This window comes from Bacillota bacterium (genome assembly GCA_012839765.1).
GTDB lineage: Bacteria > Bacillota > Limnochordia > DUMW01 > DUMW01 > DUMW01.
In genome coordinates this window covers 1-4,100 of the sequence record DUMW01000076.1, presented here as the reverse complement: position 1 = coordinate 4,100, position 4,100 = coordinate 1, and the positions used below count along the sequence as shown (strand labels likewise).

Genomic DNA, 4,100 nt, shown 5'->3' with positions numbered 1-4,100 from the left:
TAAGGCTCCTAACGGTGCCCAACTGTCGGTACTTCCTCAGCCAAGTATGGATGGTGTTGGGAGAAATCTCATAGCGCCTGGCAACAAGTGCGACATTCCCTACTTCTTGGCACTCTTGAATGATCTCCTCCTTGAACTCATCAGAATACTGGCGTGACTTCATTTGGAAACCCTCCCTGACTCAATACTATCATAGTGCAAAGGGTTTCTCCAAACTCATTGCGGGGCCCTTAGGGTTGTGGAGTTCTCCGGTTTTCGAGCGGTAGTCACCAGCAGGTAAAGGAGGGGGTAATGACACCGGGAAGATGCGTCGCGGCAGGATTCCCCGAACCAATGGTGAAGTTGAAACGTACTTGGCTAGCGGGGAAATGTGTATTGTATGCTTTTTCATTGAACGTTGGGAAATTTCATGGTGCGAAGGGAGTAAGCGACCCATGTGGACACCGAAAAGAAGAGCCATCGCTGCCCTGGAGGGCCGGCAGCCGGATCGGGTTCCAACCTTTGAACTTGAATTTCAGTTGACTGAGGAGCTGTTGGGACGTGCTTTTTACAGGCCCACCCAGGCCACCAGTGACCGCGAGTTTCGTAAGATGTGTCGGCACAATGCCCAGCTGTATGTGGATGTGGCCCGGGAACTGGAGTATGATATCATCATGGTTGCCACCGCGGGCGAGAATGAAGCAGCTTTGAAAGAAACGGCCAAAGGGATTCGGGAACTGGTGGGCGATGAATATCTTTTACTATGCCACGGTGATGGAACCTACTCCATCCCGAACGGGCAGAACATGATGGAGTTTAGCTGTTGGCTGATCGAACAGCCCACTGAGGTTCATGCTCAGGCCCAACGGATGGTCAAGGCGGCCATCGAGCGGAACAAGCGCATGATGGAGGCGGGCTATGACGGCTTTGCCCTCTGTGCCGATTATTGCTTCAATGATGGGCCCTTCATGTCTCCTAAGATGTTTAGGGAATACGTCACGCCCTACCTGTCCCAGTTGATCGCAACCATCCGCGCGATGGGAGGATATGCCATTAAGCATACCGATGGGAATATCATGCCGATCATTGATCAACTGGTGGATTGCCATCCCCATGCCCTCCATTCCCTAGACCCCATGGCGGGAATTGACCTTAAGGTCGTGAAGGAAATGTACGGTGACCGGGTCTGTCTTATCGGCAATGTGAATTGTGCTTTGCTGCAGACCGGTACCCCCGAAGAGATCCGCGCATCTGCCCTGTATGCCCTTACCCATGGGAAACCCGGGGGAGGCTACATCTTTTCCACCAGCAATGTTGCTTTCAAGGGAATGCCCCTGGAAAACTACCTCATGGTTTGGAACCTGTGGAAGGAGCATCGGGATTACTGAGAAGGATACTTGCCCGCCGGCTGTGTGTCTAAGGTTAGGGGGCAACCGAACCTCCCTTTCGCATTGATCAGTTTGATCCTCGGAAAGAAAAGCGCCAGTGTCCCCTTCTGCAGGCAAACGATTGAATTACGCTGGATATTCCCTTTGCTCTGTCTAGTGGGGCTAGAGGCTGACTTGACGTTGTGGGTTACAAGTCTTATACTAAATGCAAAACTTGCATGTAATGGGTGTCGGTACCAGAATCTTGGCTGAAGACTAGTCTGTAGACAAGGGGGAGCTCCCCATCCCTTTGCAATTGCAGAGGGGGCAGTAATACGAAGAGCCTGGGAGGTATGAAAGTGTTACGAAGTCTAACGTGTATTCTTTTCCTTTTATTTCTGTCGGTTTCCAGTAACTGTACGGCCCAAGGTTATCCCGGTAGTGAGCGAAGGTCCTTTCCGGAAGGTTTAGAAAACTTGGCTCTACATAAACCCGTTGTTGCCTGCAGCGAGGCCGCTGACAGTCCCGCTCGCTATGCGGTGGATGGGGCCAATGATACCTGGTGGCGGATTAGCACGGGCCAAAGGGAGGTTTGGCTGACGGTGGACCTGGGAGAGGCTACGAAGGTGAACCAGTTTAGCCTCCTTACCTATGGGTATCCCTCTATGTCTGGGTACAGGCTCCAGTATTCCCTGGACGGAGAAGAATGGCTGGACGCCTATGCCTATGAGGGCACGGTCCAGATGCGGGAGTCGAAGATGATCCCTGAGGTGACCGGGAGGTATTTTCGGTTTTTCGCCACCTGTCATGTGCTTTCGGCCCATGTGGGTTTGCGCTCCCTTGAGCTTTATTACGATGATTCCTTCGATCCCTCCCTGATGCTTAAGCAGGTGAGTATTTCTCCCGTGGGGTTTTCCGTCGCGCAAACGGAACGAAGCTTTTATGATATAGTGGTGCCCACGGGGGTGGATCAGGTGACCATCCGCCTGGAGAAGGGGGACCAAGGGCAGCGGGTGACTATTGATGGTTCCGAGGCAACCTCAAAAGTGATTGAATTCCCCGGCAAGGAGGAACGGCACGTGGTGGTGGAGGTCACCGATGCCGCAGCCAGTCGTTCCCAAACCTATACCTTCATTTTGAAACGGCCGCCTGTGGAAAGTGCTGAGTATGTCTTGCTGTTTGCCGACGAGTTTGCTGGGGAAAAGCTGGATACCGATGTATGGGATTATCGGACGGGATTGCGTCAACCCCACGGAGGGTGGAATTTGCCAGAGAATGTCCGGGTGGGTGTCGATGCCGACGGGAACACATGTCTTTTCATCGATTTTAAGTACGAGGATTTCAACCGGGATGGGAAAACGGAGTATACCGGCGGTGGGGTGATTTCCAAGCCCCTGTTTGGTTACGGATACTATGAGGTACGGGCGAAATTATACGGTGAGAGCAAGGGCCTGCATTCTTCCTTCTGGAGCATGGGAGCCGATGGAAATCGCAATCAGGTGTTGGAAATTGACGGGTTTGAAGTGGACTCAGTAAACCCTGATCTACTTCTTTTGAATGGACATTGGTATGTTCCTTCCCATGAGCGGGCCTTTGGTTTGGAGTACCGCCAGGATACCACCGAGTGGTTTGTGATGGGATATGAGTGGTTGCCGGGTCGCGTGAACTTCTACGTCAACAACCAGCTGGTCTACAGTGTTCCCTACGACTGGCTCTATGCCCCGCAACATCTATGGCTTACGGCCTTGCCCACCCCTGATGTGGGTGAAGGGGCGGTTCCGCCGGTGGAAGGCGCAGCCAGTCTTTTCGACTACTTCCGCTACTATGCCCGGCCCTTGCCCGGTGTAAATTTGCTGGGCAACGGCTCCTTTGAATATAACAGCACCACTAGGGACCCACAGCAGCCGGTCTGTTGGGATGAAGCGGGGGATGCTTTTGCTAGTCTCGTGGTCCGAGGAGACGCGGTGAGCGGTGAATACGCGCTGCAGCATACCCCCATCCGGGGCAAGCGGGTGATTACCTCCCAACTGCTTACATTCATCCCCAACGGTAGGTACCGGTTACGGGCCTGGACCAAGGCCACCGAGGGGCTTGCCGAGGCGGTATTGGAGGTTGACACCGGCGACGGTTTGGTGTACACTGCGGCCATTGCCCCATCCACCACCTGGAATGAAGTGGTGGTGGAGGATGTGATGGTTACGAACAATCGGGCTCATATTTCCATCATTTCTGCGGGGGAACTGGGCCAGTGGTTGAAGGTAGACGATGTGGCATTCGAGCTGGTCAGTAGCCAATAGGCGGTTCTGACCGGGTAATACTGTACAGGGTCACTGGAGAGAAGCCAGCGATTCCGGGGATATCCTGGAAGCGGCTTCTCTCTTTTGCTTTTTTTGGGTGTAAAGGCGACGGCACTGCCTTTTGTGACTGTTCCCACGTTTCCAGCGGGATCTTTCCCCAACTTTCTCACCGCGGATCGCCGCGGGCATTCTCTATGTATCTCCCCAAAAGGAAGCTCAGTAGTGTGAAAGTCGCATGAAGTGTTAATTGTAATGCCAGATGGCTCTGAGAAGGACAATCGCAACAAAAACATAAAGAATCGAAAATTATAGAGAGGATTACCCTGATCAATCCGGTATTTCGCACCCTCTTAGCAACCAGCCGAGCAGTTTCTGATTAAGGAACAGATCAGCTAACCCAGTCGATCTGAATTAAGGGAATAATGCTAAGAATTATGTAAATAAGTTGTGAAGAAGG

3 protein-coding genes are annotated in these 4,100 nt (G+C 52.7%); 2 read left to right on the top strand and 1 reads right to left on the bottom strand.

The features are described from left to right. On the bottom strand, nucleotides 1-163 hold a 163-nt coding region (locus tag GXX57_07700), incomplete at its 3' end, for a transposase (GenBank protein ID HHV44533.1). A 271-nt stretch (nucleotides 164-434) separates the two neighbouring features. Here GXX57_07700 and GXX57_07695 point away from each other — a divergent pair. Continuing rightward, nucleotides 435-1,367 carry a hypothetical protein gene (locus GXX57_07695; GenBank protein HHV44532.1) on the top strand — a complete coding sequence of 311 codons (933 nt, stop codon included), beginning with the start codon at nucleotides 435-437 and terminating at the stop codon, nucleotides 1,365-1,367. Between the two features lie 338 nt (nucleotides 1,368-1,705). Continuing rightward, a complete protein-coding gene (locus tag GXX57_07690) occupies nucleotides 1,706-3,643 on the top strand; it encodes a family 16 glycosylhydrolase (protein HHV44531.1) in 1,938 nt (645 codons plus the stop codon). Nucleotides 3,644-4,100 lie beyond the last annotated feature (457 nt).